Origin of the sequence: Mesorhizobium sp. C395A (genome assembly GCF_030323205.1) — a bacterium.
Lineage (GTDB): Bacteria > Pseudomonadota > Alphaproteobacteria > Rhizobiales > Rhizobiaceae > Mesorhizobium.
Genome location: NZ_CP100473.1, coordinates 1978186 through 2004624, shown reverse-complemented (window position 1 = coordinate 2004624; position 26439 = coordinate 1978186). Strand labels below are relative to the sequence as shown.

Annotated in this window: 31 protein-coding genes and 1 pseudogene; 25 read left to right on the top strand and 7 right to left on the bottom strand. The window is 57.0% G+C overall.

The annotated features are described in order from the left end of the window. The first annotated feature begins 85 nt into the window (after positions 1–85). The 13 genes from NLY37_RS09995 (at position 86) to NLY37_RS09940 (ending at position 9216) form a co-directional block, all read left to right on the top strand. Complete coding sequence (locus tag NLY37_RS09995; protein ID WP_245270208.1) at positions 86–613, top strand: DUF2569 family protein; 528 nt, start codon at positions 86–88, stop codon at positions 611–613. Positions 614–951: 338 nt separating this feature from the next. After that, positions 952–2295: a tyrosine-type recombinase/integrase gene (locus NLY37_RS09990; protein ID WP_023741404.1), complete on the top strand. Its 1344-nt coding sequence runs from the start codon at positions 952–954 to the stop codon at positions 2293–2295. Positions 2296–2594: 299 nt separating this feature from the next. After that, a complete protein-coding gene (locus NLY37_RS09985; protein ID WP_023741403.1) occupies positions 2595–2834 on the top strand; it encodes a helix-turn-helix transcriptional regulator in 240 nt (79 codons plus the stop codon). Next, positions 2831–3022 carry a hypothetical protein gene (locus NLY37_RS09980; RefSeq protein WP_023741402.1) on the top strand — a complete coding sequence of 64 codons (192 nt, stop codon included), beginning with the start codon at positions 2831–2833 and terminating at the stop codon, positions 3020–3022. Before NLY37_RS09985 ends, NLY37_RS09980 begins: the two co-directional genes overlap by 4 nt. Beyond that, on the top strand, positions 3023–3928 hold the full coding sequence (locus tag NLY37_RS09975; RefSeq protein WP_023741401.1) for a helix-turn-helix domain-containing protein: 906 nt from the start codon (positions 3023–3025) through the stop codon (positions 3926–3928). Beyond that, positions 3925–4101 (top strand): hypothetical protein, encoded by a 177-nt coding sequence (locus tag NLY37_RS09970; RefSeq protein WP_023741400.1) that lies wholly within the window; start codon positions 3925–3927, stop codon positions 4099–4101. Before NLY37_RS09975 ends, NLY37_RS09970 begins: the two co-directional genes overlap by 4 nt. 129 nt (positions 4102–4230) lie before the next feature. Continuing rightward, positions 4231–4470: a DUF6074 family protein gene (locus NLY37_RS09965; protein ID WP_156933920.1), complete on the top strand. Its 240-nt coding sequence runs from the start codon at positions 4231–4233 to the stop codon at positions 4468–4470. Positions 4471–4499: 29 nt separating this feature from the next. After that, positions 4500–5123, top strand: coding sequence for a hypothetical protein (locus tag NLY37_RS09960; protein ID WP_023741398.1), 624 nt, complete (start codon positions 4500–4502; stop codon positions 5121–5123). Continuing rightward, positions 5032–5277, top strand: coding sequence for an HGGxSTG domain-containing protein (locus NLY37_RS09955; RefSeq protein WP_084558936.1), 246 nt, complete (start codon positions 5032–5034; stop codon positions 5275–5277). The genes NLY37_RS09960 and NLY37_RS09955 overlap by 92 nt, the downstream gene beginning before the upstream one ends. A 28-nt stretch (positions 5278–5305) precedes the next feature. Then, a complete protein-coding gene (locus NLY37_RS09950) occupies positions 5306–5884 on the top strand; it encodes a hypothetical protein (RefSeq protein ID WP_286442238.1) in 579 nt (192 codons plus the stop codon). Positions 5885–6207: 323 nt separating this feature from the next. Continuing rightward, a complete protein-coding gene (locus tag NLY37_RS09945) occupies positions 6208–8349 on the top strand; it encodes an NAD(P)-binding protein (RefSeq protein WP_198024937.1) in 2142 nt (713 codons plus the stop codon). Continuing rightward, positions 8339–8677 carry a DUF3850 domain-containing protein gene (locus NLY37_RS30770; protein WP_084558935.1) on the top strand — a complete coding sequence of 113 codons (339 nt, stop codon included), beginning with the start codon at positions 8339–8341 and terminating at the stop codon, positions 8675–8677. Before NLY37_RS09945 ends, NLY37_RS30770 begins: the two co-directional genes overlap by 11 nt. Next, positions 8671–9216: an AAA family ATPase gene (locus NLY37_RS09940; protein WP_023741395.1), complete on the top strand. Its 546-nt coding sequence runs from the start codon at positions 8671–8673 to the stop codon at positions 9214–9216. The genes NLY37_RS30770 and NLY37_RS09940 overlap by 7 nt, the downstream gene beginning before the upstream one ends. Here NLY37_RS09940 and NLY37_RS30765 read toward each other — a convergent pair. Together NLY37_RS30765 and NLY37_RS09935 are read right to left on the bottom strand one after the other, a co-directional pair. Beyond that, a complete protein-coding gene (locus NLY37_RS30765; RefSeq protein ID WP_198024935.1) occupies positions 9163–9609 on the bottom strand; it encodes an NUDIX hydrolase in 447 nt (148 codons plus the stop codon). The two genes, NLY37_RS09940 and NLY37_RS30765, sit on opposite strands and share 54 nt — an antisense overlap. A 292-nt stretch (positions 9610–9901) precedes the next feature. Further along, a complete protein-coding gene (locus NLY37_RS09935) occupies positions 9902–10078 on the bottom strand; it encodes a hypothetical protein (RefSeq protein WP_156933918.1) in 177 nt (58 codons plus the stop codon). 53 nt (positions 10079–10131) lie between these two features. Here NLY37_RS09935 and NLY37_RS09930 point away from each other — a divergent pair, with 53 nt between their 5' ends. Further along, positions 10132–11661 carry an anti-phage dCTP deaminase gene (locus NLY37_RS09930; protein ID WP_033003016.1) on the top strand — a complete coding sequence of 510 codons (1530 nt, stop codon included), beginning with the start codon at positions 10132–10134 and terminating at the stop codon, positions 11659–11661. Between the two features lie 22 nt (positions 11662–11683). Here NLY37_RS09930 and NLY37_RS09925 read toward each other — a convergent pair whose 3' ends face one another. Continuing rightward, entirely contained in the window at positions 11684–12253 is a 570-nt protein-coding gene (locus NLY37_RS09925; protein WP_023741393.1) for a recombinase family protein, read from the bottom strand. Positions 12254–13298: 1045 nt separating this feature from the next. On the opposite strand from NLY37_RS09925, the gene NLY37_RS09920 reads away from it, so the two are divergent. The 8 genes and pseudogenes from NLY37_RS09920 to NLY37_RS09885 all read left to right on the top strand — a co-directional run bounded on the left by NLY37_RS09920 (position 13299) and on the right by NLY37_RS09885 (position 21494). Further along, positions 13299–14030: a hypothetical protein gene (locus NLY37_RS09920; protein ID WP_023741392.1), complete on the top strand. Its 732-nt coding sequence runs from the start codon at positions 13299–13301 to the stop codon at positions 14028–14030. A gap of 444 nt (positions 14031–14474) precedes the next feature. After that, positions 14475–14564: pseudogene (locus tag NLY37_RS09915) on the top strand (KTSC domain-containing protein); the annotation flags it as partial. A gap of 1313 nt (positions 14565–15877) precedes the next feature. Next, entirely contained in the window at positions 15878–16069 is a 192-nt protein-coding gene (locus NLY37_RS09910) for a hypothetical protein (RefSeq protein WP_031246068.1), read from the top strand. A gap of 607 nt (positions 16070–16676) precedes the next feature. Then, positions 16677–17882 carry a pilus assembly protein TadG-related protein gene (locus NLY37_RS09905; RefSeq protein ID WP_348626550.1) on the top strand — a complete coding sequence of 402 codons (1206 nt, stop codon included), beginning with the start codon at positions 16677–16679 and terminating at the stop codon, positions 17880–17882. 4 nt (positions 17883–17886) lie between these two features. Beyond that, on the top strand, positions 17887–18327 hold the full coding sequence (locus NLY37_RS09900) for a TadE/TadG family type IV pilus assembly protein (protein WP_031246067.1): 441 nt from the start codon (positions 17887–17889) through the stop codon (positions 18325–18327). Further along, positions 18317–18727, top strand: a complete 411-nt coding sequence (locus NLY37_RS09895) for a TadE/TadG family type IV pilus assembly protein (protein ID WP_023741388.1) — start codon at positions 18317–18319, stop codon at positions 18725–18727. Before NLY37_RS09900 ends, NLY37_RS09895 begins: the two co-directional genes overlap by 11 nt. A 1415-nt stretch (positions 18728–20142) precedes the next feature. Next, positions 20143–20385 (top strand): hypothetical protein, encoded by a 243-nt coding sequence (locus NLY37_RS09890; protein ID WP_156933916.1) that lies wholly within the window; start codon positions 20143–20145, stop codon positions 20383–20385. Positions 20386–21119: 734 nt separating this feature from the next. Beyond that, positions 21120–21494, top strand: a complete 375-nt coding sequence (locus tag NLY37_RS09885) for a VanZ family protein (protein WP_023709574.1) — start codon at positions 21120–21122, stop codon at positions 21492–21494. A gap of 660 nt (positions 21495–22154) precedes the next feature. Here NLY37_RS09885 and NLY37_RS09880 read toward each other — a convergent pair. Next, complete coding sequence (locus NLY37_RS09880; protein ID WP_023741386.1) at positions 22155–22427, bottom strand: hypothetical protein; 273 nt, start codon at positions 22425–22427, stop codon at positions 22155–22157. Here NLY37_RS09880 and NLY37_RS30760 point away from each other — a divergent pair. Then, positions 22370–22603 (top strand): glycosyl hydrolase 108 family protein, encoded by a 234-nt coding sequence (locus NLY37_RS30760; protein ID WP_348626549.1) that lies wholly within the window; start codon positions 22370–22372, stop codon positions 22601–22603. The genes NLY37_RS09880 and NLY37_RS30760 overlap by 58 nt on opposite strands. A 781-nt stretch (positions 22604–23384) precedes the next feature. Then, positions 23385–24140, top strand: a complete 756-nt coding sequence (locus tag NLY37_RS09870) for a Crp/Fnr family transcriptional regulator (RefSeq protein WP_023741384.1) — start codon at positions 23385–23387, stop codon at positions 24138–24140. A gap of 256 nt (positions 24141–24396) precedes the next feature. Here NLY37_RS09870 and NLY37_RS09865 read toward each other — a convergent pair whose 3' ends face one another. The 3 genes from NLY37_RS09865 to NLY37_RS09855 form a co-directional block, all read right to left on the bottom strand. Then, a complete protein-coding gene (locus NLY37_RS09865; protein WP_245270923.1) occupies positions 24397–24609 on the bottom strand; it encodes a KTSC domain-containing protein in 213 nt (70 codons plus the stop codon). Positions 24610–24666: 57 nt separating this feature from the next. Further along, on the bottom strand, positions 24667–24813 hold the full coding sequence (locus tag NLY37_RS09860; RefSeq protein ID WP_023740336.1) for a hypothetical protein: 147 nt from the start codon (positions 24811–24813) through the stop codon (positions 24667–24669). Between the two features lie 110 nt (positions 24814–24923). Then, complete coding sequence (locus NLY37_RS09855; protein WP_023708231.1) at positions 24924–25112, bottom strand: DUF3606 domain-containing protein; 189 nt, start codon at positions 25110–25112, stop codon at positions 24924–24926. Between the two features lie 115 nt (positions 25113–25227). On the opposite strand from NLY37_RS09855, the gene NLY37_RS09850 reads away from it, so the two are divergent. Continuing rightward, entirely contained in the window at positions 25228–26094 is an 867-nt protein-coding gene (locus tag NLY37_RS09850) for an ATP-dependent DNA ligase (RefSeq protein WP_023741383.1), read from the top strand. Positions 26095–26439 lie beyond the last annotated feature (345 nt).

Sequence of the window (26439 nt, the reverse complement as noted above, 5' to 3'; positions counted from 1 at the left end):
ATGCTTGCACAATCCAGAGGTGCGATTTAAACAACCTAAGGATGCATTCGAGGGTGGGTAGATGTGGCATTGGGCGATACTTCTGTTGCTGATTGGTGTGCCGGTTTTCTTCGCCGTCCGGTCGTCGCGCAAATCCTCACAGAGCCCAGATGACCTCGTGGGGTTCGGCGGCTGGCTGATCCTGCTGGCGATCAGTCTGTCCCTTTTGCCGTTGCGCACACTTGTCGATATGGCCAGTCTGGTCAAAACCTACCAACAGCTTGTTACAGTGCCCAACGGGGCCTTGGCCATCTATGGCGAGGCAGCCCTCAATCTGGCATTTCTGATGCTTCAGCTGGTCGTGCTTGTTTCGATGCTGCGGCGAAGCCACCGCTTTCCGCAGCTGTTCATATGTCTGTGGTTCGCGATCCCTCTCTTATTCGTACTGGACACAGTTTGGATATCGACTGTGCTTGGTGTCCCGGTAAACCGTTTGCTTGCCGGAGGGGCTCTGGTTACACCTTTGGCATCCTTCATAGTCACAGGGATCTGGGCCGCTTATGTATACAGGTCGGTCAGGGTGAGAAACACGTTCGGCGATACGGCGGCCATACAGGCTGCGACATTTTCCTAGAAGGTCCGACGGCTGCGAGTTGGCCTGATGTCGTGCTGCCAGCTCCGCCGAATAAGAACCGTCGGCAGTCCTCCTTCGACTAACGAGCTTCGAGTGGCCTGCCACCCGAAGCTCGAAGAGCGAAGGGTGGTGCCCCCGGACGGAATCGAACCGCCGACCTTCGGTTTACAAAACCTGAAACTCAGGGTAACGGCGCCTAACAAGACCGAACATCCAATCCTGTTCAAAGCCTTGCGCTGCCTTGCTTCGCGGCGTTTGTTTTCATATGCTATCAACATCGGGTAACGGAGCATAACACGCGCATTTTGTTACCCCAATGTTACCCAGTGGGATCGGACATGGCAAAGGCACTTACGGCGGCGTCTCTTCTCAAGCTGAAGGCTGACCCCTCCAAGCGACGGGAAATTGCAGACGGGATTTTGACTGGTCTTTATTTCGTGATCCAGCCTACCGGCCGGAAATCCTGGGCAGTTCGCTACCGGGCCTCCGGCATCCCGAAAAAGGTCACACTTGGCAATTCTCTCTTCGGTGACGACGCCGACGCTGCCGGCGAAGAGTTGACCCGCATCCGCCGGGAAGCAGCGCACATACTAGATCGCGTTCGCCGGGGCGAAGATCCCGGTGCCGAAAAGCAGGCCGCGAAGCGAGAGGTGAAGGACGAGGACCGGGACAAGTTCCAGACCGTGGTCGAACGCTACCTCAAAGAGTATGCATTCAAGCGCCGGGGTGAGACCGAGAAGGCGCGGCTCCTAGGTATGCGCCTACAGGATGGAGAGTGGATCACCAATCCTGAGCGCGCTGTCGGCCTGTGGGGCGACAAGCGCATTCAGGACGTCACCCGCCGCGACATCAGAGAGCATCTGGAGAAGCTCGCCGCCACGGCGCCGATCGGCGCCAACCGCACATTTGCGGAGCTGCGCAAGTTCTTCAACTGGACAGTTGGCAAGGACATCCTGACAGCATCGCCAATGACGGACCTACAGGCGCCGTCCGAGGAGAACAACAGCCGCAACCGCATCCTGACGCGGCGCAAGGAAGTCCCCGGCTCCAGTGACAATGAACTGCGCTGGTTGTGGCAGGCCTGCAAAGCCTATGACGGCGCAGCGGGCCGGGGGCCGTTCGGGCTGTTCCTGCAACTGTTGGTCATGACCGGACAGCGCCGCTCCGAGGTTGCAGAGATGACATGGGGCGAGATCGACATGGAGGCTGCCGAATGGACCATCCCGGCAGCGCGGTCGAAGAATGGCGAGCCGCATGTGGTGCCCCTGTCAAAGGAGGCTCTAGCGATCTTGCGCGCCGTGCCACGCATCAAGAGCAAGGCGGGTTATGTTTTCACCACCGGCGGCGAAAGCCCCATCAGCGGCTTCTCCAGGATGAAACTGCGCGTCGACAAGCTCATGGCCAAGAGTGCCGGCGAGACAAAGATTGCCGATTGGACACTGCATGACATCCGCCGCACCGTTGCCGCTGGCATGCAGCGCCTAGGCGTGCGGATGGAAGTGACGGAGAAGGTACTCAACCACAAGTCCGGTTCGTTTCGGGGCATAGCCGCGATCTACCAGGTTGATGACTACGCCGACGAGAAGCGGGCCTCGCTCGACGTGTGGGGGCGGTTCGTCATCGAGCTTGTAGAAGCCAAGGCGGCGCAAAATGTGGTGCCATTCCCGCAGGCGCTCGCCTAGTTTGTCCACAGAAAATCTTCGTAACTTTTCCCGGAAGTTCGTGTCGTTTCGTGAACTTGGCGTCGTTTGGTGTCGTTTGGTGCAAGTTCGCTGTGGAAACCGGGTATTGAAGAACAATTAAGGAACGCAGTGCTTGCACGCCGAATCACACATTAGTAACGTGTGAGCTAACGAGCTGATTGATTTGGTTCGGAAATTGAAACAGCCGGGCTTCGCCCTAGGAAAGCTGCCCGGCTGTTTTTTAATCAGAAATCACACCCGAAAGGTGTGTCTCCCCTTTGCGCAAGGATTCCTCACGCATGGTTTTTATGCCCCAGACTGCAGCAGCAAGCAACACACAAAATAATCCGAAGTCCGAGTTCCTTCCCGCCGGCCAAGTCTGGCGGCGCTACGGCGTCTCGTCGATGTCGCTCTGGCGCTGGGTGAAGGACGAGACGCTGGGCTTCCCGAAGCCGTTCTATATCGGGCGCTATCGCTATTGGCGCCTTGCCGACATCGAAGCCTGGGAGTCTGCACAATCCGTTAAGGCGGTGGCATGATGACCGGCCTTTACAGCGACGACCACGCCGCCTGTGACAGCGCCAGTGTCGAGCGCGGCATTCGCTTCTTGTCGGAAACTCCGCGCCATATCGGGGGTGCTGCTATACCAGCACTGCGCCATCACGGCCTTAGCCCAAAACAGGCCTCTGAGGCACAGCACAATCTGGCGATGTGGAGGGCCGGCTGAATGGAGATCAGGAAGAAATCTCCAATCCAGGAATTGAAGCGGGCATTCGATGCGATTTCCGCCGCCGAGTGCCCGGCCATTCCAACGGAAATTGCGCCCAGGATGACCATCGAAGATTCTCGAGGAGCGCTGCCGACGCCGCGGAACCCCGATAAGCCGACCGCCGCCGAGATCAGCGCATTTACGAGTGCCAAGCTGGACATGATCGATTGGATCCTGCGGGACCATCGTAAGGAGATGACCCCTTCAGCCAAGAACACGGCCACCTATTTGTTGCAATGCGTCAACGCCTCGACGCTCCAGTGCAACCCTTCATATCAAACGATTGCCGACGCCTTGGGCTTCAAGGATGCGAAGACAGCAGATCGCGCTGTCAAAGCTCTCAAGCATTGCGAATGGATCGACATCAAGCGCTACAACCGTAACAAGTCAAATCGCTATGTCTTCCTGTCCAATGCCCAGGTCACGAAGGGAATCGATGACTACCAGGACCACCTGCGCGATCAGAGGAAGGCCGAACGAGAACAAGGTGAAAGGGCATCGCTCGAACAGACAAATATGTCGGGTCGAGCTGTTGTCGAGCCGACATTTGTGTCCCCTCCCGAACAGACAAATATGTCGGGCAAACACCTTAGGAGAACACCTGAAGTAGTTATTAGCTTTGAAGGGGAAGAACCCTACAGCAACGCTGTTTCTGAAAACGGGTATGCGGCTGCAAAATCCGACGATCTGCACATCCCGTTCCCCTCGCCATCCAGCGAAGACGAATTGGCCGCGATGATGTCGAATCTATTCGCCGACGTCGGGCTCGGTCCGCTCACATTGCAACGAATGAGGACGCTGCTCGCAACCGGGCGGCTGACCCTGGCCATTGTTCGAGGTCAACGGAGGCAAGACGCGGCATGAAAAAGCGCAAGCACGATACGGCCCAACTCGACCTCTTCGCATGGGCAGCAACGCGGCCGACCGCGAAGATTATCAGTGCCATTCCCGGTCTCGCGAAACGCATGTGGCGCGAACGGCATATGCAGCAGCCGAACAATACGCCTCACATCGTTCCGATGCTGAGGCGAGCATGATTGAAAACCATGTGACACTCGGACGGCGATTTGACTACGCCGCCGTGCCAACCGACCAAGCGGCAGTTGCTAGAACGCCCTCCGGCAGAAACAGTGGCTTACGTGGCAATCGGCCAATTGAGGCTGAACATGCCTGACAAGGTGATCTGTTCCCACATGCGCCGGCGCGTTGGACAAATTCGAAAGGCCGCGAAAGCCCTGGCCAACCTGAAAGGGAAGGGCGCTGACCACTATCGGCGCCAGACAGCGGCAGCCCTTGTCGGGCAGCTCACCAAGGGGGGGCAGAATCTGAATTCCGGTCGCACATCGGCGCCATTGCAAGGCGAGTGCAGCGGGCGACTGGTCCAGAACGATGGCGACGCGGCATGACTGTATCTCCGACCGAACAGTGTGGGCACATGACCGCCATTAAGCAGTGCAGAGACAACGCGGTTACCCTTCAGGTCGACCCCGACGCACCGCCGGGTCGTCTGCATAGCCTTGGTGGATCTAAATCCGATGTCTGGAACAACCTGATCGCCAACCAGGCCATCCACGCTCTCTGGCTAAAGAATTCAAGCGCTGAAGAACGGGACAAGCAATTAACTGCTACGGTTGCGGCCCTGATGGGTATCGCCCCAAGAGACGAACTGGAAGGAATGCTAGCTGCTCAAGCGATCGCAGCCCACAACGCCGCGATGGAATGCTATAGGCGTGCGATGATTGGCGATCAGACTTTTGAAAGCCGTAAGGAAAACCTCAGCCAAGCAAACAAGCTGTCGCGTACCTATGCGACGCTACTGGAAGCACTGAACCGACATCGGGGCAAAGGTCAGCAGAGGGTGACGGTCGAGCATGTGCACGTCCATTCTGGCGGGCAAGCGGTCGTTGGGAATGTAAACTCCGCGCAGGAGGGGGGAGGGGCCACCAACCAAATCGAGGATCAACCCCATGCAAAGCTTTCAGATGCATTCCAGCCCACGATGCGGCGCGAGGACGAGGTCAGCCAACCCGTGCAAATCACCGGCAATGCCCAACGGTAGGTGTAGGTTGCACGGCGGGAAATCTCCCGGAGCGCCGAAAGGCAACAGCAACGCTTTCAAGCATGGGAGATACTCGGCTGAGGCAATGGCCGGACGTCGGCGTTTTCGCCAGCTTCTCGCGGAAATTAACGAGACCATTGAAGCGGTCGAGTGACATGTCCAGATATCGTCAACGAGCGACGTTGGAAGCCGGGCTCAAGCTCGACATGAACCGACTGATCCGAAGTGACGTCATAACGCCTGGTTCTTATCGGTGCTCCTCAGTTTGCTGGACAGATGGCTATAGCTGTGAACAACGGGCAACCGCCACAATCTCGGCCGACATGAGCGATCCCGAGAATGGCTGGTTGCATATCGGCATTGATGGCGAAACGCAGCGGATACTCCTATGGCCAATGCCGCGACACTTCGGTGGCCATCAGTGGTACTTCGCATGCCCGCGTCGGCACATACCCGTCTCGGTGCTCTGGATGCCGCCCGGCGCCGCCAGCTTTGCGTCGAAGAAACATTGGGATCGACAGGTCGCATATCAGTCTCAGTTTCTCGATCAGACGGATAGAGCCCATCGTGGACAAGCTAAGATCCGCGGGCGCCTCTGTTTAATCGGCTCGTTCGATCCTGACGAGTGGGACTTTCCGCCGAGGCCGAAATGGATGCGGCAGCGAACATATGACAACGCTGAGGCAAAGTTCGATCACTACGAACATATTCTGGAAATTGGGATGTTGCACCTAATGGACCGGCTCACCGGGCTTTTGTAGCACTCTACGATGGTCGAATCCGAAGCAACCAACCGGCAACATTTGTAGGAGGCATATTCGCTTTTGACTGCTGCTTAGATCTTATACCCTCACGATTGTCCTTATCGCTGCTTGGACAGGCTAATACGAAAATGCATCCGGTAAATCACTAAGCTGTTCAAGCTGGACGAAACCACTCGACGTCCTGAAGGCGATCGGCTAGCAAACTATCTTTCAGTTTTGCGCGAAATGGCAAAATGTCGCACATTCATCCTCAATCTTTGGTCGCTCACGCCACCGCCAATCGGGGCGCTGATACCCGGAACAGGGCAACAGTACCGCGATTGACAACTGCGGAAATGATCAGCGCGCATCGGCTTACAGAAAAACCGCCGCTGTACCTTATCGGCTCATTTGATAGACGCGTTACCGTGTTGGCACAACAAACCCGTGCGCTGAACCTTGCTTGGGCGATGATCGAAACTGAAATAGTGCCCACCAGGACCACCACAACATCGCGCGTTGCGGTAGTCGGTGCCGGCTTCGCAGGGCTCACATTTGCCGCCGCCCTCCTACGAAAGGGTTCCGTTGCCGCAATTGACGTGTTCGAGCAACGAGACTCCCTGCTTCCTTTACAGCAAGGTAGCGACACTCGGTGGCTTCATCCTCATATCTACGATTGGCCAAAGGAGGGAAGTGAGGCCGCAGCGGCGATGCTTCCTATTCTAAATTGGACGGCTGCGCGCTCCTCGGATGTCGTTGTACAAGTGCTTGGTGAATGGGCGAAAATCGCTGCTGACCGTGAACACCTCCGGGTGTTCTGCAACGCTAGGCATCTTCAAATCACGGGATCGTCGACCGACAGCCGGAAAGCCCGAATTGAATGGGTAGGAGAAGAACGCCACGCGACCGACGGGCGCATCCTTGGCGAAGGCGCAGCGCAGGGGATGTCGGAAACCTATGATGCGGTCGTACTCTCTGTGGGGTTCGGTCTTGAAGCGGGAGAACCATCCTATTGGCGCAATGAGACGCTTGGGCAGCCAAATCTGGAAGAGGCGCGTCGCACATACCTCCTATCGGGGCAGGGCGACGGGGCTATGATCGACCTACTCCGTATCAGAATCTCACAGTTTCGTCAGGATCGCATTCTCGACGAACTCTTCGTAGGTCGCGGTTTGCTGTTGGAGCGGTTACGCGATCTCAGAAATGAATTCCTGCAAGACGAGACCGGGCTGTTCGACAAATTTGAGAGGCTCGTTTGTTCGGGTGCTGAGTTTGAAAAGGATATGGCCGCGGTCGTGGACGAGCTCAGCCATCGGTTGCGACGTGACACTGATGTTGTGCTGCAGTTGAAAGTGCGGAACGTTGCCGACCTGTTAGAGCCTAACAACAGCGGAATGTCCTTCCAGAATGCGCTGCTCGTGTATCTACTTTACCGTTGCGGTGGGTTCTCGCCTACAACGGAGTCGGAACGCGCTATCTCCGCTCGGTTTGGAATCCCTAGAAACCAAGTCGTCCGACGGCACGGCGTGAAACCTTTAGCGCAGATCGGCAAATCGTTGCCCCCTGAGGTGCATGATAAGATCGCTCAGCGACGCAAGACGGACCCAGACTCCTATGGCCTACAGCAGGCCAGAAGCCATTGGCCAGGTGGATACTTTGGATTCGAGGGCACCTTAACAAACGCAAACCAGACGACAGACGATGCTCGCCGCCAATGGCGGAAAGAGTATCTGCCAGGTCCTACCGCGCTGTTGGCAACCACTATTAGTGGAAGCATCGCCGGTGCCATCTCGCGCATGCGTCCGAATGCAGAACACTTTCGCGTGACTCTGCATCGCACGCTGTCCTTGAATGGTGACGACCTACTTCAGCAGGCTTGTGACTATGTGGGCAAGGGGCTGCTTGATGCGTCGGCCACTGCCGGACGCACTATTGTCGCCTCGGCGCTGACTATCGGAGCGGCATACCAGACCCGCAAAATCGTTCGTACACCACGTGGGATAGCCCGGCAGAATATCCAAATCGGTATGGAGCAACTGCAGCTCGGATCAGTTGCTCGCAAAATGCGAGAGGACGTCAGTTTCGTTTTTGCGATGCCGGTTATCCAGCCGGACAACAAGCATTTCGCCCCTAGTCCGGTCGCTGCCGTTCTTTATTTCGACAGTCGAGATGCTGATTTCTGGTTAAAGGACACCGAGCTCGCGGAGCTTGCCCTCATCGTCGAAAGCGCTGTCCGTGCCATCGATGCCGCAGACGGATCCGCTCTTGGACGAGTTCGAAATTTTGCGCCAGGAAGAGTCTGTAACGCGGTGGTGAGTGCTGCAAAGTCTGACACCGGAACGAATGCGTTGGAGATTGTTAGCAACGTGAAACCGCCATCGACCACGGATGAATTCGTGCTAAATTACGATCATTCAGACCTTGCGCCTGTGAGTACGAAGTCCACAACACAATCAGCTAGGAATTTGGTCGATGCTCCATAAGGCACAACGAACCGAAAACGCACCTGCCGGCGTACGGGCAGTGACCCACGATCTTAAATGTTGGCCCGAGTTTTTCGCTGCGATTGCGCGTGGAGAGAAGCGCCACGATCTTCGACGCGCTACGGATCGAGAATTTCGCTCTGGCGACCGGCTGTTACTGCGGGAGTTTGATCCTGATCGGGGCGAGTACACGGGACAGTCGCAGCGTGCAGTTATCACATATATCACTTCGGCAGATATGCCATGTGCTCTGTCAGAGCAAGCGCTCAATCCTGAGTTTTGTATACTCAGCATCTCGCTTCTTTCCGACGCTTTACCCCTATGCTAATCGCAGTTTGCGGTTTGGCCGGAGCCGGCAAAACAACAACACTTGAGATTCTTGAACGTCTTGGCGAAGGCGCGAGGATCTACGTCGGTTCCTTTGTAACCGCGGAAGTGGCGCGCCGTGGTATGGCGGCGACGCCGCAGAACGAACGGTTGGTTCGAGAAGAGCTGCGGGCTTTTGGCGGCATGGCGGTGCTCGCCCAACTCGCTTTCCCGACCATAAACGGCATCATTTCCGCGGGTCGTAATGCATTGGTCGACGCAATTTACTGCGTAGAAGAGTACCAGTTCTACCTAGAGCGTTGTGACCGAGTTGTTCGGATTGCGGTTGAAACGGCGAAACCCGAGCGAGAACGTCGTCTCGCGGTAAGGGCGCTGCGCCCTCTCGATGCTGATGCCCTGACGAAACGTGACGAGTTCGAAATGAGTAACCTAGGTCTGGCCGGCGTCATGGCGGCGGCAGAACACCGGATTATTAACGACGGCTCCCTAGACGATCTTGAGCGCGCCTTGCTGCGCATCATCGATTCTCTGCGCGCGTGAACTACTCCTCCCTTTTTTACGAAGGAATGGAAGAATCCCATTCTTAATACTTGGCGCTAACCTCAGGGTTGGCCTCCTAATGTCGACCCAAGCAAGTTCTTCAATTTCTGAACATGGGTGTGGATCTCCCACCAACTGCCCCGAGTAGAGCCGAACGACGACAACCGCGTCCGAAGTTCCTGCTGCCACATCAGTGAAGATACCTCTTAGGTTCAGCTTTTCAATTCCGCACCCTAGCTCCTCGTGAATCTCTCGGGAAAGCGTTTGAAGATCGCTTTCGTCTCCTTCCGGCTTGCCACCCGGCAAGATAAAGATGCCGGAACCGCGCTTGCGCGCAACCAGGAGGCGGCCATTCCGCTCCGCAGCCAAACCGACTTTGTATATCCATCTCACCAACTGGGAGCTCCTTCAATCCCTCATAATAGATCTACCGGTCCGATGAAGCATTTAAGCCGGCCCAAATTTCCTGAGCGACTGGAGGCGCACCTCTCCTAGAATCACACGATCGTCGAATTCGCGCCGAGAAAAGGAGGCAATCGACTAACAATCAAAGTTAGGCAACTTATTTCGATATTGCCGGGGGTCGGGGTAAATTGAGACTCGCTAAGCGATTGAACGATAGGACCGCTTTAACGATAAGTTCGCTTCAAGCGGGCTTTCGCCGGCAATTCGATTTGAAGTGATTCTAATCGTGCGCTGTGGCAGACGTCTCATTTCGATAAATTGTTTCTCTATCACGTTCTATGAAATTCAAGCGACTTTTGCGCCATTTTTCCAAGCGTTTATCGTGTTCTTGAAGCATTTTCCGATTGGCTTGTTCGATTGCATCCTGGGTCTTCCTTTCAGGGTTCATTCCAGCCATTGTCGCCTCCTTGCTTCCGATTAAATGATAACACACATCTGGGGGGATGGTTCGTGGGTGCGACAATTAAGCGAATTAAATTTCCTGAAATTTTTATCGGTTTCGTTGCGCCCATGGGCGCTGAAATCGGACAGTCTCTTTCAAATTTTCGAATTCATTTTGAACGGCGCGGCTATCACGTCGTTGAAGTGAAGGTCACGGACGTTTTTTCCGTTTTTCAAAAATACGTGGAACCCATCAAGCCGCTCAAAAAAATACCACTTTATGAGCGATATGAGTCCCACATCGCTTACGGAGATCAGCTCCGGGAGCGCTTTGCCGATAACGCCTTTTTAGCTTCAGCGACTGTAATGCGCGTCATAAAGCGACGCCTTAGAGTCCCCGCGCGGCGTGGCGTTGATGAATTCAGTAAGGTTGTCTACCTTCTCCATCAATTTAAGCGGAAAGAGGAGATCGACCTTTTGAGATCTGTCTATGGCGATCTCTTCTACCAAGTTTCGGTTTACTCTCGGAGAGGAGCTAGAGTCGACTATTTGTCTCGCAGATTTGCAAGTGATGACAACACATCTGGACCTAGCCGCTTCCGCGACAAAGCGGAGGCCCTAACCCAGGCAGATGAACATGAACTTGGGCACGCTCACGGTCAGAGGGTATCCAAGATTTTTCATGACGCAGATTTCATCATCAACACCGACGCCGAGCAATCGGTGCAGAAGCAAATTGATCGTTTTTGCGAACTTCTATTCGGTTCAAACTCCATTTCTCCAACGCGAGTAGAATATGGGATGTTTTTGGCGAAGGCGGCTGCGCTTAGGACGCTGGATTTATCACGCCAAGTGGGAGCGGCTGTTTTCTCCCCAACAGGCGAAATTTTGGCGTTGGGTTCGAACGAGGTGCCGAAAGCTACTGGCGGCACCTATTGGCACGACGAAGATCATGACGACAGAGAGTATGTCAGGGAGTACGATTCGAATGACCAGCGGAAGAAGGAAATATTGTCAGAACTGGTCAAGCTCATAGATCCAAGCCGTAGCGTTAATGATGTCCTTGAGAACGCAAAAGTTCTCGATTCACAATTCATGGACGCGCTTGAGTATGGTCGCATCGTCCATGCAGAAATGTCTGCAATTACGGACGCTGCACGGTTGGGCCATTCGGTCAGGGATGGGACCTTATATTGCACGACGTTTCCGTGCCATATGTGCGCCAAGCACATTGTATCAGCGGGCATCGGCAAGGTGATATTCTTGGAACCATATCCGAAAAGCCTAGCCTCGGATCTGCATTCAGATTCGCTTCAGGTCGAGAGTAGCGATCGTGGACGGTATCAGTCCTATCCAGCCGTTCAGTTTCACCATTTTCATGGCGTATCGCCCCGACGATACAGAGAGCTTTTTGAGCGGACCAAACGCAAAAAGGATGTTGGCAAATTTGAACAATACAAGGACGGCGAGCCAGCTCCGGTCTGCGACATTAAATTCCCCTTTTATCTTCAGCTAGAAGGTTACGTGGCGGATACGATGATGAGCGCCTTCAAATCAGTGACGGATAACTCGGCCTTGATCGAAGCCTCCGAGACTTGACTTGAAAATTCTGGCGCGGATCCTAACCTTGCTTCGAGCGTGCGGATGGAAAATAGGAGTAAAAAGTCGTTCGTGAAACCCGCATCCTTTTAGCAACCTCCGCGACGGGAATTGCGCGCTCCTTCAGCAAGGCGGTGGCAACCTCAACATCTAAAGCAGTCATCTTTTTTCGACGGCCGCCCTTACGCCCGCGAGCCAATGCAGCTTTAAGTCCCTCCATCGTCCGTTCCCGGTTCAGATCAAGGAAGTATTCAGCCATTGCGCCATGCATCTGCAACGCGAAACGGCCGTGTGCCGTTTCGCTATCGAACTGCTCTGTGAGGCTGAGAAACTTGATCTCTTGGCGCCGAAGGGTGTCAATCGTCCGCATCATCTCCACGAGCGATCTGCCAAGACGATCGAGTTTCCAGACGACAAGAACATCATCCGGCCGGAGGTAGGCGAGGGCGGCGTCGAACTCTGGACGCTTCGTGCCGGCACGCCCGGACTTCTTCTCTTCGAAGATCTTGGTGCATCCAGCCTTGCTCAGAGCATCGCGTTGCAAATCGAGGTTCTGGTCGTTCGTCGAGACGCGTGCGTACCCTATCAGCATGCTCGGGATTCTAAGCGAAGAACGTTATCCGCACAATAGATTTCCTTACATGATTTCCGGACACAATAAGCCGTTCGATTGAAGAATTACATGCCCTTGTGCCAGCTGTGCGGAAAACGGTCGATTTCTGGACATCGCAATGTCGTGTGTCGACTAACGCGCTATCTCGGCTCGAGGACCAATTCAGGTACGCTCCTGACATTAGCTATTGAGCATAGATCCGTGCGTCCCGGAAAGCGGACGCGGCACGATCCGGGTTAGGCGAGTAAGATTCGCTCGATGACGGCGGCGCGCGCGGAACCGTCGCAACCAAGGATGAAGCTGTTGCTGGAGCCGAGCGGGCATTGACGCGGCCATTGCCGGAGCAGATCGGCGCTAGGACGGCCAAGCAGCCTTTGTCGCGGGGGGACACTTTGCGGCGGGCGGGCCGCTGGGCCCGACCGGTGAGACTCAGCGCCGGCCAGCAAACAATATGCGCACGCCTGCCAATGCCAACGAATCATACAAACGGAGGAAGGAAGCGATCTAACCAGCGATCCCCATTTCCGATGCCAGCGCCTAAGCCTTTTATGAGACCTAAGCGCAGCTTGCCGGCCGCAGCATGGTCCCAATTTGGGACGAATAGTTTGGCACCCATATTGCACCCACATCTTTCGCCGGCTGATCCCCGGTCCTGATCGCGTACTCTGATCAGGTGTAAGGCTCGCCGGGCTCGAGGTAGTTGGGGTCTTCGCCCGGCGAGTTGTCTACATTGCGCAGTCGCAGCCACATGGTGACGCCATACTCCGCAATGCCGCAAGCATTCCGCAGTTGTGCATCGCCCGACCAAGGTCCGATCGGTATGGGACTTCAGTCGCGCAAAAGGCCGATAGGGTCTGCGACTCCGAATTTTTTGTTAAAATTCAGACGGTTACAAAGAGCTTCGCAGTCGTCAGTCGCTCATTGCAACAAGCATTTATCTAAAGTTCATTCAGTCGGATTAGGAAACTCTTATAAGCCGCTCTATAACGAATCGTCGAGGTGGCTATTCGCCTGAGGAGGTACCATGACATCCCGAAAAACGCTGTTGGCAGCGCTTGCCGCGCTTGCGCTAGTGACCGCTCCTGCTTTCGCTGGCGCGGGTGGAAACGGTGGTGGTCACGGCAACGGTGGTGGTCATGGCAATGGTGGTGGTCACGGCAATGGCGGTGGTCACGGCAATAGCGGCAAGTCCGGCAACAGCGGCGGGAAGTCCGGCAACAGCGCTTCGCACGGCAAGTCGGCATCGGCTCACGCCGGAAAGAAGGCCTCGGCCGACGACCAGGTCGCCGTCGACGACATTGAGGTCGCCGCGACGCCCAAGGAAAAGAACATTCACGCCAAGCTTGGCCGGCTGAACTCGCTGCAGCGCAATATCAACGCCTATATGCATTCCAAGAGCAAGAAATTCGCCGGCATTCAGGCTTATGTGACAGCTTCGGCCGCCGCCAAGGGCGCCCAAGCCGCGGTAGATGCCGCCCAAGCCGAAGTCGACGCGTTGAACGCCAAATTGAACGACCCGAATACTCCGGCCGACCAAGTCCCGACCCAAGAGCAGATCGATGCAGCGCAGGCGGCGCTCGATGCGGCCAATATAGCGGCGGCCGATGCTGCTGCCGCCGTCCCATCGCTGGATGACGCGCTCGCCGATATGGCCAACAAGCCGGTAGACGCCGAGGTCACCGAATGGGCCAATGGCGTGCTTGCCGAGAAGATCGACGAGATGGCTTCCAAACAGGATCCTGCGCCAACGCCGTAAGACCGGTCAGCGCTGAAACGACCCTAGTCGAACGTGCAAGCCGCCGGGTCACACCCCCGGCGGCAGGGCGACGACGAGCTTGCCACCTTATTCTCCTCTTTGAGGGCGACCCTAAACAAGCGGAGTCGCTACCGACGCGTAGGAACAAAAGTGCCGAAATACCGTGTTGAGGAGATGGCATGCGATGCCGTGACGGCCACCCACACCGTCAACGCGAAAACTCCGATCAGGGCGGCGCGCGAAGCGACGGAACGCGACGTCATTCTACGCCCGGCCACATCTTCGAATACAGCTCAGCCCGTAGGGCGGTCCATACCCGGCTGGCCGACGGCTCACGCTGGTTTCTTGAAACGCACCATGCCGTCGACCTCGATGCGCAAGTTCGACTATTGACCCGGACCAGGGTTCTCTCGGTCTGGTTTTGAGCCAAGGGGGAAGCAATACGATTTCCTGGACGTGCCGCTTGAGGCATTTGTCGCGTTCAAATCTGCCTTCGCCAAGGGCCGCTATTTCAACAATCACATCCGCAACTAACTATGCATTCCGACTCGCCCAAGATCCGACTCGCCCAAGATCCGACTCGCCCAAGAAAAGGCTGCAGGCTCGTTGGACGATTAAGGGAGGTACTTTCCGAAAAACGGCCCGCGCTGATCGAAGGGCGCGCAGGCCGGACCGTTGCCGCCGGTCGGCAGCGGAGGCATCCATTCCGGCCGGTGCAAACCGGCCTCTCCCGGCACAATTAGCAACCTTCGGCAGTCGTTTTCATCTGTCCAGGGGCTGCGGACTGGGCACTGGTGTCATCCTGTTGACCAGGAGCGGCCTGCTTGGCACTGCCACTCTGCTGGCCCGGCGCACAGTCCTTCGCTGAGTTCGAATTGGTCGACTTCGTTGTGGTCGAATCCGTGTTGTTATCTGTCGTCGGCATCGTTGTGGTAGTGGAGGAGCCACTCGACGTTGTCCCTGTTGTCCCTGTCGTCCCCGCGAACGCAAGCCCGCTGGAAACAGCCATCATGGCAGTGGCAAAAAGAAGCCGTTTCATTCTTCATCTCCTAATGACAAGTAATGTCCCTTCCATTCGATAACGGGGGATGCGAAGGATCGGTTCCGATGCCATCCGATCCCACCCGTATTCGGGTCATCTAGCCACCATGCGCCTACAAGCGGCCGCCCCACAAACGCTGCTTCGATAGCGATGATCAGTTGGGTTGTGCTGTGCTCTTAGGCGTCGAATTCCAGCGGCTGGTGGACCGGTTGCTCGTGCCACATCACTCCGCGGAAATCGCGACGGTCTACCTTTTGCGCGCAAATGGGGCGCGCATAGAAATGCTCTTCCCAGTCAGGTCATGTGGCTTGCCGGGCATGGGCGGTCCGAGGTCGGCTATTCTGGTCATGCCCGACCGAACCCGTCGCAGCGGCAAAAGTTCCGGAAAGGCGTGCCTGTTGCCCGATCGCCCGCTCGCATTTTTTGTACCATATATTCGCGGCTTCCATTAGCATCCTCTCATGGCAACTCTGCGGTACGGCGTAAGGCGGGAACCGGATGGGACGTGGACGGTATTCGACGTGTTCACCGGGCTGCCGGCTATTGTAGCGGGCCACCCATCTGTCGACCTTCCCGACATCGAGTATGCCGAAGAACTGGCGGCCATCCTGAATGCCAACGACCTAAAGCAGAGGCTATCTCACGGAAGGTTCCCGGGAGGGTTCGCCTGACTGAGGTGTGATTCGCCCGGCTTCGTACTGCCCATCCAGGGTGGTTCGTCCGATCCGAAAAACCATTTGTTATTGAACTGCCGACTACCAGGGTCTTAAATCGACTTGCCATTGCTTTTCGTAGGGAGGATGTGATGAGCAACGTGGTGCCAATCCGCAAGGCGTTGCCTCGCGTGGAAGTGGTCGGAGCCAGTGGCGAATGGGTCGTGCGCATCATAGAGACCGACCAGGAAATTACACGCTCATTCGACCTGGAATCGTTTGCGCTGTCCTTCGCTGAAGGCCAGCGGATACGGCTACATCTCGACAAGGTTGTGCGGCTTTAGGACCCTCCTGCGGCTGGGTAACCTCAGGGCCGCGACGGTGATGGCCCATGGATGTGCTTGAACAGGAGATTGCCGATCTCCTGCATTGCCGTCATATCCGGGTAAGCCGCTAAACGGAGACTTCACCGCAGACGCTGCCGAGCAGCGGGATCAACACGAAGCTGTCATCCCGAAACTTGCTTACGGTGGTGATCGTGAAATCTTCTGCTCGACAAGCCACACCCATGAGGAGAATGCTTCCGCTGTCCGAACTCACGACCTGGCAATTTGGCGCATGAGCGAAGCGCGATCGACCCAAGATACGCGTGTGTGCGGATCTAGGACTCCTGTCGAGGCTCAATAGCGGAACAGCCGCGCAGCCATGTGGCTCCCAATCACGGACGGTCAGATTGCGACCCAAAGCTGCCGGTCAGCAATGCGCCTCCATTGGCCGTAGTAATGACGCCGCGTGAAGCACATGCGAGGCGAGGAGGATTTGCAGCACACCTGTTTCGTCTGGCAGGTCGGACTTCCATCGAATCGGAATGGGTTTTTTACACATTCGTTTATCTATTCGTGGTTTCTAATACATATGGCATCCAACGCGTTCACCCGGATTTGGTTTGCTTTGAGCCGCCTAAGGCGCGCCACGAACGGTAACGTTGCCGTCATCGTTGCCTTCACCTTGCCGGTCGTGGTTGGCGGCGCCGGCCTCGGTATGGAGACATCCTTCTGGTATTACAGCAGCCTTAAGCTGCAGGCCGTTGCCGATGCCGCGGCCTATGCCGGTGCGCTCGAGAAAGTCGCGGGTTCCGACAACCCGACCATCATCGCCGCCGCCACGCAGTCCGCGACTTCGAACAATTTCGCCACGCCGGGCACGATCCAGGTCAACACGCCGCCATTGTCCGGCCCGAACACCGCAAAGAAGGCGGTGGAGGTCATCGTCAAGCAGAACCTCGATCGCTACTTCACGGCGATTTTCAACCAGGCGCCCGTTGCCGAACAGGCAAGGGCGGTGGCGCTGATCAATGACGCTTCCAAGGCTTGCGTGCTGGCGCTTAGTCAGTCGGCCTCCCAGGCTGCGCTCTTTTCCGGCAACACCACCGTCAACCTCACCGGTTGTTCGGTCATGTCGGACTCGATTGCCTCGGACGCCATAAAGACGCAGGGCTCGGCGGTGCTCAAGGCCGACTGCCTGATCACGGTCGGCGGCATGGTGCTGAACAATCCAGCGACCACGGTCTGCAAGTCCAACATCACCCAGGCCTTGCCGGCAGCCGACCCTTTCTCCAGCCTGGCGACGCCGACGGCCGGGAACCCGTGCAAGTCTGTCAACGGCAACAAGACGTCGCAAACACTCCAGCCTGGCACCTACTGCAGCGGCATGAGCCTCAGCGGCAACGTCACCCTGCAGCCCGGCGTCTACGTCGTGCAGGGTGGTATGAAGGTCAACGCCAACGCGGTCGTCGCGGGCAGCGGGGTAACCATCTTCATGGCAGGCAGCAACACCGTCAGCATGAACGGCAACGCCAAGGTGACGCTGAGCGCGCCGACATCCGGAACCTATTCCGGCGTGCTGTTCTACGGCGACAGGACCGGGACTGCGGCGCAGAGCACCTTCAATGGCACCGCGGACTCGCTTTTGACCGGCGCCATCTATTTTCCCAGGCAGCAGGTCAACTACCTTGGCAACTTCTCCGGGAACGGCGGCTGCACTCAGGTCGTCGCCGACACCATCCAGTGGTCAGGCAGTACGACGATCAAGCAGAACTGCAAAGGCCTCGGGATGGACGACATTCCGGCGACGCAATCCGTTCAGCTCGTCGAGTAGCGGGATGGGTGGGCGGACCTTGCGCATTGTCCTGGACAAATCCGGGATAGCTGCCGTGGAGTTTTCCATGTTGCTGCCCATCCTGTGCCTCGTCTGCCTCGGCATCGCCGACGGCTGGTCCTACGTAACGAGTTACCTGCAGATGCGCGCGGGCGTTAAAACCGCGGCCAATCTCGTAATGGCCGGCGCGTCCAATGACACCGGAACGCAGGCGGTCGCGCTTTCGAGCTGGAACGACAAGCCCGAGGACGCCGCGGTCGTACTGGTCCGCTCCTATTTGTGCGGCGCCACGGTCGTGGATGCGACCACCATTTGCGGCGGAACGAAGCTGCCGACCGTCTTCGTCCAGATAACGGCGACGGGCACCTGGGTGCCCCCGTTTAACTTCGGTGTCTTCCCAAACCCGCGCGCGATCAGTCATCAGCAGGTGATCCGTGTCCGCTGAAAGGATCGGATCCAGGTGGCGCCGTGACTGCTCCGGCGCAGCCGGGCTGGAATTCGCCTTGATCGCGCCTTTCCTGATCATGCTCCTGTTCGGAATCTTCGCCTTCGGCTGGGCCATGAATGCCGTGTCGACCGTTCGCTACACGCTGGAGACTTCTTCTCGGGCGCTGCAGCTGAACAACACGCTTTCGCAGAGCGACATCCAGGCTATCGCCACGCAGAAATTGGTGAACCTGGGTCTGAAGAACGTCATTGTGACGATCGCGACCGACCCTGCCAGCGGCGGTTTCAAGATGGCGCATCTGACCGCCAGCTATGCCTTCGTCATCGCTTTCCCGTATTTCGACCAGTATCCGATAAATTACGCCACGACCGTCACGGTGCCCCTGGTTGCCAGCTAGGATACGGCCGGCTTGGTTGAGTTGGCGGCCCTGTATTCAGCTTCCCAAGGCAATGCGTCTAAATCGGGCTTGTGCCCCGCTTCACGGTAGTCAGCCTGAGTGAGGAAACCTGCTTTGTCCCGCGCCACAACGCAAACTAATGGCGGAGTGCCCGGGCACCTATAAACGCCTACAGCTTTTTCCATGCAACAGGTGTGCTACGGGTGCTCGGAGATGTCGTCCTTCATTGCGATGACAGAACATGAGCGAGGATAGTAGCGGCCCGGCATCACTGAAGGTGCGGGTTGGTCAATTTCGTACAACATCATTGCAGAGAGAGTTTCGGCGAGCTTATTAATGTGTCGTTTGCCATTGCCTGGGAGGCTGCGATGGTTGCAACGCCCATAGATATCGCTCGATCAGCCACTACGGCCACCTGCTCATGCGCCAGAAGTCCATGGCGGAACCCGCCACATTTCGCTGGGACATGGATCAATCGCGCAGGGCCATCCGAGCCTCACGCGAGCTTCTGAAGCGCCTTCGTCAACGTCGTCGCGACGTGGCGCTAGGCTGGGAAGATACCGACCCGTCTACTGTTGCCGTCTCCGCGTTTCAAGCCGACGTTTTCCGCTCTGCATTCCGAGCCCTAGTAGGGGAAACGGGTACGCCTGAGTGTCAATAACGTGATTTAGCCAAGGCCCTGGTGCGCGATTTCACTGGGTGCGAGCTGATCGAAACTGGCTTGGTGGATTGGATCATCAGCAAGTAGCCGCTGCCCGCCAGCGGCCCAGCAGCCGTCTGCGGGACTTTGCAGCGGGCGCGCTGGGCCTGACCGGTGGGGCGGTGTGGTATCCGCCGGCTGGCGAACATATGCGCCTCCTCCCAACGCCAGCGAAACATCCAAACGAACGAGGTGATCTAACCGCGATCTCGCCATCCAAGGCCAACACATAGGCCGATAGCAAAGCCCTATAATAGCTGAGAGAACGAAAATGGCCGACGCCCATGGTTGGGGAACCCGGGTGGGTAGGCGCCGGCCACAAGCGAAACAGGCCCGCCGCGCCACACACATGGCTGATTTGTCATCACGTGGTTATGGTGTGATCGCGTAGGGCTAGACCAGCGGAACCTAGTAAACGCCGCTTAGTAAGCGATCCTCGACGCGATCGTTCATCGCCACGACGACTTGGGAAACTTGACGGTTGCAGCCCTCTGCCATGTCGAGCTCAAGTCATGAACATCGGACCTCCGATCATGAGCAGGCATGCGCCCATCCCACCATATCGCGCTCCCGGTTTCGCAAGGCGCAGCAGCAAGGGGGAGGCGACCAGAGCCGATGTGAAGGGGACTAGGCAGCTAATATTCGCTTGCGCTAATTTAAATGTGCCGTAACGTCATGCTCAGCGTTTTTGGAGAGGAGCAACGGTGGGGGTATGATGAGATTAGCTGTGTTTTGCGCGGCGATCGTGATCGCTGGGACTGGTGTCGCTGTGGCCAAGGAGAAGAAGGTGGTGGTGAGTGACGCCACGGACCTTTGCTCTACGAAGCACTCTGCCAAGAAGCAGGTGCTCGAGCTGGACTGCAGGCCGACCGGAACCGCCAAATTGCCGGCCGGTGGAACGCCGGAAAAGCCGCGCCTCGGATACGACACCAATCCGTGGCTGGTTAAAGGCCTTTAGAGACTAGCCGATGGCAAGACAGCGCGGCTAAGGGAATGTGCGCTGGCGGTGAAGCCTTCCTTGTTGTCTCGTCGGTGGAACATTGTCGGCTGGAAACGCTTCGGACGGTGCACTGCCCCATCAGTGCAACGTTCACTTCCTTGTTTGCACTGGCCGGCTGCCGAAAGGTGGCCGGCTTTTTCGTATATAAGCGCAACCTGAGGTTTGGAGCTTGTTGATTGGACAGCAGCGAGTGGCCGCTGCTGCCTTACCGTCCAGGATTGGAATTTGTAAAGGCGAGATCACCAAGGCAGGAATGAACCAGGCTAGCAACGGTTTCGTCTGTTAGCCGCGACGCCGGCGATAATTGAATTCAGAAGGGCGTCGGCCCGGCTGCCCAACATCAGGGTGCACAGACAGCCGGGCCAAGGCTGGAAAGAGGTTCCGCTCCCGCCCAGCCGTGCCCGGCATGATACGCATCGCACCTGCGCGCAAGCGGTACCAATGGCTCGCCTATTCCGCCGCGCCTTTTCGGCAGGAAACCCTCGGCCTCATCACAATGGAGGGCGACATTCGCAGCGCCCTATGGAACCATCCAGAGTGACATAGGCTGTTTCATGGAACTTGCTGATGACATCAGGAGGCCTGTTAAGCATGCCAGTTGTTCGCGCTCGTAGCTCAGATGCAGGTTGGAGCTCTGCCTAGTGCACCAGTATCGGAAGCGAGAACTAGGAACCGGGAGTGCTACGAATAGATTGCCGCAGTCGAGCTTCTATCAGAGCATGGCAAGGGCTGCCTTTCTCTCCACGTTGGCAGTCGTCCTGTTGCTCGCCCTATTGCCAGACCACCTGCTGCACGCCCTCGGATTGGCCTTTACGTCTCATCACGACAAGCTCAACCACGCCGCTGCGTTCGCCACCTTGTCGGCTTTGGGTAGCCTCGGCTGGCCCCAACAGGTGGTCCGGCTGGCGGTTCTACTTGCTTTAACGGGCGCAGCGATCGAAATCCTTCAATGCGTCACAGGGCGTGACATGAGCGTCTTCGACTGGTTTGCCGACTGCGCCGGAATGGCATACGGGCTGAGAACCATGAGCTGGCTAAAGGAGATTCTAGGGGAACCGGTTATTTGATCGCCACAGGCTCCGCCTTACCGCCGCCGTCTTGGCCCACTTGCCAGCCTCACGCCCGGGGCCGCCCTCGAACCCTCGCTATTTTCAATTTCCGACGCAAAGGCCGACACCAAGGCGAATGGGTTTCAGGGCCGCTCACCATTTAGACTTAGGTCCGATTCTTTCGAGCAAATGGCCGAACCCGGAAACATTTCTCCTTGTACTTTGTTGCAGTGGCCGTGCCGCTGAGGAGAACATGCACAGTGCCTCTATCAAATGAACTGCGCGACGTACCTTTAGAATTCCAATGCCCCTCCTGTTCACGCCCTATGGTGAGAAGGGGATCCTGGCTGAAAACGATTGCCGGTTTCAAATGCGATAGCTGCAGGTCCAGAGTGCGGCTCGGCTACGAAGAGAAGCTGGCCATATTCGACCGGCACCTTAAGCGAGGCGCGCCGGATCTGGGCCGACGACCAATGGAGTGCGATCCCGGCAACGGTTCCTGAGAGTGTGTCGGCAATTCAAGCTCCAACTGCTTGCGGTCTGCCGCAAGTCCAAGCTTTCATCTGGTCGCAAGGTCAGGAGGCTCTTTCGTCCATACGGAACCGATGATGGCGAGAGGTTTCGATGCGCTCGGAGCACCGAGCAGGTCGACACGTTTCTGGTAGCGACCACCAATCTCTAGCTGACCGCTTCCACGTTCTGACGAGGTGCGAGCAACTTGGTCTTCAATAGTCTTTTTCGAGCCAGCATGCTCGCCGCCTCTGCGATACGGTCTCCGTAAGCATCGGCGACGAATGATAGCGTCGACAGGTCGATAATGAGGTCGTCGATCGCGCCCGCCAAGACACTGGACCCGCGCCCAAATTGATGCACCAGCGCCCGCACTTCCTTAAGTGCCGTCGAGGCTTCACCCGCATCCAGCAGCGCCTCGATGTCATCGAAAACCTGCATCCCGACCCTCCCGCTTTAAAACGGTGGCAATTTCGCGCGAAAAGAAAGCGCCTGCCAAGGTGCTCACGCGCGAAGGCGGCTATTCAGACAACAAGAAAGACCCTGGTGGCCCAACGATGAAGGGCGTCCATGGAGGGCGTTCAGCGAGACGCAACCGAGATCCGGCGCGACATTAAACGACAGCGATGCTTGAGCCGCGCTCTCTTACGAGCAATCCGAGCAGCGCCCAGCCGCCAGCCGATCGAAGATGTACGCCAAGACCGACAAGCTGGTGCAGCGTTTTGCCAAGGCTGAAGACGCGGTGAAATCCTTCAGCGAAGACATGGCCGGGGTGAGGCGGCCACTGCCGAGGTGACCCTGTGGAAGTTGATGGGCCTCGGCGCATTCGGCTCACTGCATCGCAGCGGCGGCGCTCGCGTCGCTAGTTACGCCCTCTTGGCCTATCTGGCGCGTGCTGCGTGGCGGATCACGAGTTCTATCCGTGCTGCTAAGTCAGCAGAATTCCACACCACCTCCGGATAGGCCGTATAGATCAGGTAACCGCACATTCTTGAGCACATTGTACGATTGTTACGCAAAGCAGCGGCCGCATCGACTCTCATCATCTTGGAACTACATTGCCACAATGGCTCAGCTCTTCGAATCCGCCCCAGTGAACGCTTCATATCAGCTGATCGTGGACCACTATGAGACAGCGGTTTCACTCCAGGAGCGCATTGTCACTCGCGTTCGACAACGCGGTTTGTCAACGAAAAGTGATGACGAATTCCTGGAGCATCTGAATGCAGTCTTAGCGCGGGCGCGCCAAAGGTTGGCTCGGGCCGATCAATGCAATTAAATTAAGAATGGGACATCCGCGGTCCGCAGGCATAGAGTGTGCCATCGACGGCAACTCCAAGGGCGTCCGTCGGCTGTGAGCGATCAACATGCTTCCGCCCCCAATAGGGAGAGGGAGCTATGACAGACTCCAGTTCACAAACTCACACTGCCGCGCAACGCGACACCGGCCAAAATTCGATCTATCGCAATTCGCTGCTGCTTCGAATGTGCTCGGCAGATTTGGCATTGCTGCAACCTCATTTCGAAAGCGTCTCCCTTGGGCTGAAGACGCATCTCGAAGTGGCGGGGTCACCAATCAGCACCGTGTACTTCTTCGAGAGCGGTCTCGGGTCAGTGGTGGGCGAGCTGCGGCCTGGTATCGAAGCTGAGATCGGAATCATTGGTTGTGAGGGCATGACCGGCTCAGCGCTCGTCATGGGCGATGACCGATCAACGCACGATTGCTACGTGCAATTAGAAGCCCGAGCCTTTGGTATAGACGCGGGCCTCTTCAGCAAGGCGCTTTTGACAAGCCCAACCCTGCGAACTTTTCTGCTCCGCTACGTTCACTACTTTCACCTCCAGGCAAGCTTCACCGCTCTCGGCAATGCCCGGATGAACATCGTCGACAGGCTCTCAAGATGGCTGGTGATGTGTGATGATCGCGTCGACGGGAACCGCTTTGCGATTACGCACGAGTTCTTGTCAGTCATGCTCGGTGTCAGGCGGCCCGGCGTCACCATAGCGCTGCAAACCTTGGAGGGCCAAGGTCTGATACGATCGATGCGAGGAGAGGTCGTCATCCTTGATCGCGCGCGTCTAATTGCGCTGGCTGATGGGTCCTATGGCAGGGCTGAAGCCGAATACGCTCGGCTAGTCGGCAAACTGCATTGACGGCAGACGCCGCGCCCGTGCACAGTGCCCCTGAAACAGAGCCCGCCGGCTGAGCCACGGGTGTTTTTGCGTCAGGCGGGAACATTCCCGCTCTGAGGCTGTTTGGCCACAGCTGGCTCGTTCTTCAGCGGTCCGTGCCGGTGACCAAGATGTCCTCTCCACTCGTCATGGTCGGCCCGCGCAGCCTCCGAAGCAGGCGCGGGCCATCCCTGCAGCGTCGCCAGACGTCAGCGGGCTTTTTATCATTCGCCGTTTATCATGGAAGATTTGCAAGTTCGCGCCTGCCTGGCGCGAGCCGGAATGCATAACGGTTCCGGATGTGGCTGTTAAAATAGACGCCCTTGGCAAAGGCAGCTTTGAACGCGGCAAACGCCTCAGCAGGTACGTCCAAAAACTCGTATTTCTTCCCGCTCGCTACAAACCAAACCGAGAGAACCCTGGTGTTCGGGTCATAGTCGAACTTGCGTATCTAGGTCGACGGCATGGTATGCCATTCAAAAACTCAGTAGCCGAGTTGGATCGCCACCTACAGGCTGAAACTGTATTCGAATATGTGGCCGCGCTTTTCGTCGGCAACCCTGATCCAGATGGGCTCGCTGGTGCGCAGAGTGACGTCGCGCTCTGTCGCTTCCCGCGCCGCCCTGATCGGCGTGACCTGGCGAAAATCGCGCATATCAATCTGTTGCCCGCAAACAGGGCAAGGGAGGAAATGCGCGAGTTCGCTCGCGGGCGGGCCTTCATGTCGGTGCCCGATTAGTGGTCTGCCGAGATCAGACAGCTTGGTCATTGTTTCCGCAGCGCCTTGGCTACCCGCTCCAAAGTCTCGCGTTGGTTGCCGTGCTTCGCGATCAGCTCTTTGACCTGCTGGGGTGTGATGCCGGTCTTTGTTGCGAAATATTCAACTTCATAATCCTCATCGGCCGAGACACGGTCCCGATCACGAAAATCCCGCTTGCTCTTGTCGTCGGCCATATCGATTCCTCCTTCGCTCATCCCGCAACGCCGAGTTGACGTGTTTGTTGCACCCAAGAGGCTGATTCAACTATTTTAGCTTCATCTTATTGAATCGCCGGAGGGTGGTCAGTACATGCGTTTGAAGTTCATCGAGCCGTTGATGCCGACCCTTGTGGAGAAGCCTCCCGAGGGTGAAGGCTGGACCCACGAAGTCAAGTTCGACGGCTACCGATCGCAGATGATCATTGATGAAGTCGGCACGCGCATTTATACGCGCAATGGCCACGACTGGACGGCAAAATATCGCGACATGGTGAGAGAGGCCAAGCGCCTTGGTGCCGAAAGCGCCATTGTCGACGGCGAGATCGTCGTTCTGAACGACAAGGGCCTTTCGGACTTCGCAGCGCTGCGCAGAGCTATCACCCGCCGGCAGCACGACTTGTATTTTGTTGCCTTTGATCTGCTTCACCTTAACGGCCATGATCTGCGAGACATGGCGCTGGAGGAGCGGCGCGAGATCCTGTCCAGCATGATCGGGCCCGGCGGGCATATTCAGTTCAGCGAGCCCTTGCCGGGGGAAGCCAAGGCCATCTTTCACTTGCTCGACCAGGCCGGACATGAAGGCATGGTGTCGAAGCGGAAGGGCAGCAAATACCGAAGCGGTCCGTCGACCAACTGGCTGAAGGCCAAGTGCTATGCGATTGACGAGTTCGATCTGCTCGGCGTCGAGCGTGAAGCTGGCAAGCCGGCTTTCGCTCTCATGGCCGAGCGGGGCACAGGGCGCTATGTCGGCAGCGCGTTCGTCACCTTGAACCGGGAAATGCGCGAGAGGCTATGGAAACGCGTCCAGGAGCACCCAGGCACGGCGCCCAAGGGCATCATGAAGCGGCCAGCGACGCAATGGATCAAGCCAGGGCTGATCGGTCGTGTGAAGCACCTGCGCGGCGAGGATGACCTGCGGCATGCATCGCTGCAGGACTTCCGCGAGGAGAACAAATAGCAGCTCCACAACTGGTCATCGCTTTTGCGAGAGGCGCGCATCCTAACGCCGCAAAGGCGGAGCTGAACGCGATACCGCAGGAACTCGCCTCACGCTTGTCAACGGTTAACACGGCTAAGAACGCCTAACACAATTCACTTCGTCACTGTCATTGCCAAGAATAGGTGTGGAGTTTTTAGACATTCATTCATCTATTCGTGCTTCTAATGAGCTATGTCTTTCAGCATCTTCACCCGGATCTGGTTTGGAGGATGTCGTGGTCACGATCATAATTAATGCCGACAGCGGAGGTTTCCGCATGGCACATCTTACGGCCGATACGCGTATCTGATCGCGTTCCCGTTT

Excerpts from the sequence above, each read along its gene's own strand:
- NLY37_RS09860 (WP_023740336.1), bottom strand. The coding sequence starts at position 24,813 with ATGCGCGATTTTCGCCAGGTCACGCCGATCAGGGCGGCGCGGGAAGCG.
- NLY37_RS09960 (WP_023741398.1), top strand. The coding sequence starts at position 4,500 with ATGACCGCCATTAAGCAGTGCAGAGACAACGCGGTTACCCTTCAGGTC.
- NLY37_RS09925 (WP_023741393.1), bottom strand. The coding sequence starts at position 12,253 with ATGCTGATAGGGTACGCACGCGTCTCGACGAACGACCAGAACCTCGAT.
- NLY37_RS09900 (WP_031246067.1), top strand. The coding sequence starts at position 17,887 with ATGGGTGGGCGGACCTTGCGCATTGTCCTGGACAAATCCGGGATAGCT.
- NLY37_RS09980 (WP_023741402.1), top strand. The coding sequence starts at position 2,831 with ATGATGACCGGCCTTTACAGCGACGACCACGCCGCCTGTGACAGCGCC.
- NLY37_RS09940 (WP_023741395.1), top strand. The coding sequence starts at position 8,671 with ATGCTAATCGCAGTTTGCGGTTTGGCCGGAGCCGGCAAAACAACAACA.
- NLY37_RS09870 (WP_023741384.1), top strand. The coding sequence starts at position 23,385 with ATGACAGACTCCAGTTCACAAACTCACACTGCCGCGCAACGCGACACC.
- NLY37_RS09910 (WP_031246068.1), top strand. The coding sequence starts at position 15,878 with ATGAGCAACGTGGTGCCAATCCGCAAGGCGTTGCCTCGCGTGGAAGTG.
- NLY37_RS09955 (WP_084558936.1), top strand. The coding sequence starts at position 5,032 with ATGCAAAGCTTTCAGATGCATTCCAGCCCACGATGCGGCGCGAGGACG.
- NLY37_RS09890 (WP_156933916.1), top strand. The coding sequence starts at position 20,143 with ATGAGATTAGCTGTGTTTTGCGCGGCGATCGTGATCGCTGGGACTGGT.
- NLY37_RS09990 (WP_023741404.1), top strand. The coding sequence starts at position 952 with ATGGCAAAGGCACTTACGGCGGCGTCTCTTCTCAAGCTGAAGGCTGAC.
- NLY37_RS09970 (WP_023741400.1), top strand. The coding sequence starts at position 3,925 with ATGAAAAAGCGCAAGCACGATACGGCCCAACTCGACCTCTTCGCATGG.
- NLY37_RS30770 (WP_084558935.1), top strand. The coding sequence starts at position 8,339 with ATGCTCCATAAGGCACAACGAACCGAAAACGCACCTGCCGGCGTACGG.
- NLY37_RS09935 (WP_156933918.1), bottom strand. The coding sequence starts at position 10,078 with ATGGCTGGAATGAACCCTGAAAGGAAGACCCAGGATGCAATCGAACAA.
- NLY37_RS09965 (WP_156933920.1), top strand. The coding sequence starts at position 4,231 with ATGCCTGACAAGGTGATCTGTTCCCACATGCGCCGGCGCGTTGGACAA.
- NLY37_RS09880 (WP_023741386.1), bottom strand. The coding sequence starts at position 22,427 with ATGCAGGTTTTCGATGACATCGAGGCGCTGCTGGATGCGGGTGAAGCC.
- NLY37_RS09855 (WP_023708231.1), bottom strand. The coding sequence starts at position 25,112 with ATGGCCGACGACAAGAGCAAGCGGGATTTTCGTGATCGGGACCGTGTC.
- NLY37_RS09920 (WP_023741392.1), top strand. The coding sequence starts at position 13,299 with ATGACATCCCGAAAAACGCTGTTGGCAGCGCTTGCCGCGCTTGCGCTA.
- NLY37_RS09850 (WP_023741383.1), top strand. The coding sequence starts at position 25,228 with ATGCGTTTGAAGTTCATCGAGCCGTTGATGCCGACCCTTGTGGAGAAG.
- NLY37_RS09975 (WP_023741401.1), top strand. The coding sequence starts at position 3,023 with ATGGAGATCAGGAAGAAATCTCCAATCCAGGAATTGAAGCGGGCATTC.
- NLY37_RS09985 (WP_023741403.1), top strand. The coding sequence starts at position 2,595 with ATGGTTTTTATGCCCCAGACTGCAGCAGCAAGCAACACACAAAATAAT.